Source organism: Streptomyces sp. AC627_RSS907, from assembly GCF_019049165.1.
Genome location: NZ_JAGMUE010000402.1, coordinates 1 through 769 on the forward strand (window position 1 = coordinate 1; position 769 = coordinate 769).

The window sequence follows — 769 nt, forward strand, 5'->3', positions numbered from 1 at the left end:
CGACGTGGACGTGCGGGGCCGGCGGGTCAAGCTCCAGGTGGACACGGACCACCTGGGCCCGGTGCTCAAGCAGCTCGGCGACGCGGGGGTGCGCAGCCTCGTCTCGACGCCGCCCACCCTGGAGGAGCTGTTCCTGCGCCACTACCAGAGCGACGGCGGCGACTCCGCCGACTCCACGCAGGGGGTGATCGCGCGATGACCGCCGTAGCCGACGCGCGGATCGCGGCGCCGCCCAAGGGCTCGTCCCGCGACCTGGCCGGCACGGGCACGCTGCTGCGGCTCGCGCTGCGCCGCGACCGGGTCATGCTGCCGATCTGGGTGCTGTGCCTCGGCCTGTCCGCGAGCAGCACCGTGAGCCGCCTGGACAGCGCGTACGACACCCCGCAGAAGCGCGCCGACCTGGCCGCCGACATGAACGCCAACGGGTCCACGCGGGCCCTGTTCGGCGCGGCCTTCGACGACTCGCTCGGGGCGCTGACGGTCTGGCGCGTGGGGGCCTTCCTCACGGTCTTCGCCGCCATCATGAGCCTGCTCATCGTCATCCGGCACACCCGCGAGGAGGAGGAGACGGGCCGTCAGGAGGCGCTGTCGTCCGGGATGGTCGGCCGGCGAGCCGGGCTGACCTCAGCGCTGATCACCGTCGGCATCGCCAACGCCGCCGTCACGCTGCTCATCGCGGTCAGCCTGGCCGGCCAGGGCGGCAGCGGCGCGCTGGCACTCGGGCTCGCGGTCGGCCTGAGCGGCATGGTCTTCGGCGCCATCGCCGCGG

The 769-nt window shown here is 74.1% G+C and carries 2 pseudogenes; both read left to right on the top strand.

What is annotated here, in order from left to right:
• Positions 1-199 (top strand): annotated as a pseudogene (locus KUM32_RS36120) (DUF4162 domain-containing protein); the annotation flags it as partial.
• Positions 196-769: pseudogene (locus KUM32_RS36125) on the top strand (ABC transporter permease); the annotation flags it as partial. The pseudogenes KUM32_RS36120 and KUM32_RS36125, both read left to right, overlap by 4 nt.